At 66.0% G+C, this 2,083-nt stretch carries 2 protein-coding genes; one reads left to right on the forward strand and one right to left on the reverse strand.

Translation table 11 applies throughout. The features are described 5' to 3' along the window. Positions 1-96: 96 nt before the first annotated feature. Positions 97-1,329: an IS110 family RNA-guided transposase gene (locus ACZ7JZ_RS36000; protein WP_470947384.1), complete on the reverse strand. Its 1,233-nt coding sequence runs from the start codon at positions 1,327-1,329 to the stop codon at positions 97-99. A gap of 538 nt (positions 1,330-1,867) precedes the next feature. Between ACZ7JZ_RS36000 and ACZ7JZ_RS36005 the strand changes: the two genes are divergently transcribed. After that, positions 1,868-2,011, forward strand: coding sequence for a hypothetical protein (locus ACZ7JZ_RS36005; protein WP_470947387.1), 144 nt, complete (start codon positions 1,868-1,870; stop codon positions 2,009-2,011). The last annotated feature ends 72 nt before the right edge of the window (positions 2,012-2,083 follow it).

Below are 2,083 nucleotides of genomic sequence, written 5' to 3' on the forward strand. Positions count from 1 at the left end.
GTCCGACAACCGCTCACCCGCAGGCGACTTGACCTGCCCCACCCTCGCCACACCACAACCAACGAGCACAGAACATCTAAGTCACCAGCATTGGGGCTAGGCGGCCACCACCAGGTCAGACACAGGTGGGAAGGCTACGGCCTCATCGAAGCGGCGGCCGTGCTGGAGGCAGTGGTAGAGCTGTCCGATCATGCGGTTGAAGAGGTTCCGCTGGGCGGCTGCGTGCCAGTCGCCCTGGTCCCGGCGGCGTCGGTAGTGGGTCTTGGCGCCGGGTGAGGCTGTGATTGCTGAGAAGGCCCAGAGGTAGCCAGCGTGGTTGAGACGGTCGTTCTTGACCCAGCGTCGGGTGATGCTGGACTTCTTGCCGGAGGCTCTCGTGACGGGCGAGGAGCCGGCGTATGCCTTAAGGCCACGGGCGTCGGCGAACCGGTTGCGGTCGTCGCCGATCTCGGCGAGCACCCGGGCGCCGAGCTGGAGGCCGAGGCCGGGGAAGCTGAGGATGATCTCAGCGTCCGGGTGCTGAGGGAAAGCTTCTTCCACCGCCTCGGCGAGCTGGTCGGCAGCAAAGAAGGCCGCCTCCAGCTGGACGAGGAGGGCGAGCATCTGCTTGCCGAGCGCGTCCTCGACCAGGGGCGGCTGGTGAGCCCATTCGGCCCGGAAGACGTCACGAAGGCGTTCTGCTTCTGCCTCGATTCCGCGCTGGCGGCCGGCCCGCTTGAGTGCGGCCTGGAGTTGAGTGCGGGTGAGTTGGGCTGCGCGGGTCGGTGTCGGGGCGGCCCGGAGGAGTTCGCGGACCTCGGGCCGACACAGACCGTTCTTCCAGCCATCGGCCGCCGCCATGGCGGAGGGGTAGTACTCGCGCAGCAGTGATCGAAGCTGGTTGGCAGTCTGCTGCCGGTTCCAAGTGGCATCTTGTTGTGCGCGGGCGAGGACGGCGACGGCCCGGGCCAAGTCGCTGTCCTGCGGCAGGGGCCGGTGGGCGTGCATGTCGGTGCGAAGGATGTTCGCCAGGACGAGGGCGTCGCCAGGGTCGGACTTCTTCCGGGAGACAGAGTGCCGGTCGCGGTAGCGGGCGGCGGCCATCGGGTTGATCGCGAACACCTGCCGCTTGCCGGTCCGCAGCACGGCGACGAGCAGGCCGCGGGAGGTCTCGATCGCGACAGGGATCGGATTCTCGGCGCTGTCGCCGTACTCGGCGAGCAGGTCCAGCAGGATCTTGTAGCCGGTGGCGTCGTCGGTGATGTGGCGCTTGGCGACGAGCTGGCCGGTGTCGTCGATGAGGGCGACGTCGTGTGTCTTCTCCGCCCAGTCGATACCGCAGTAGATCAAGACCCCTCCCGGTACTGCTGTGCGTTTGTACTGGTCACGAGCTCATGCGGAACCACGCAGCGACCTAATCCCAGGACTCGACGCGAGGGCCGGTCCGCCACCTCAGTAGCTGTTCGTGGCACCAGCTCACCCCACGGACCCCGGTCTGCGTTGGAGCTCAAGCGGCTCGGGCATATCGAGAGGTCACCGTGCGGCGGGCTCGCACCACCAACACCAACGAGTGATCAAGCAGATGGTGTTGACGATGATGGCGATCGCGAGGGAGCCGGACACCGCCGCTCTGGATAGAGGAATCGAGTGCCCGGACGGCTCAAGGCGTCAGTCCGGCGCCCACGTGACCGCCACCGCGACCATCGGACAATGCTCGAACAGATTGGGGAGTACCCCCTCGCGGCTGTCGCTATCACCGGATTAGGACGGCTCCGACGCCGTGATCACACCAGCCACACCAAGATCATTCCACCTGTGACCGGTCTTCTCAGGCGGCTCATCCAGCCATCTTTCACCGATCCGGATCACGAGTCGTACCATCCCCACCGTGACGATCGATGTCCTCGCCGAAGACCTCCAGCCCGGCGACCTCCTTGAGCTCTCGACGGAGCGCGGTATCCGGATCATCCGGCTGACTCTTGTGGAGCGACGCACCCACGGCATCAAGTGGGACTGCTGCAGGGTTGAGTGACACCTGACCTGGCTTGCTGAGAAGCGGCCTGGAAGGATGTTGTCGTGCCCAAGCCCTATCCCAAGGAGTTCC

The organism is Streptomyces sp. NPDC038213 (assembly GCF_055600495.1).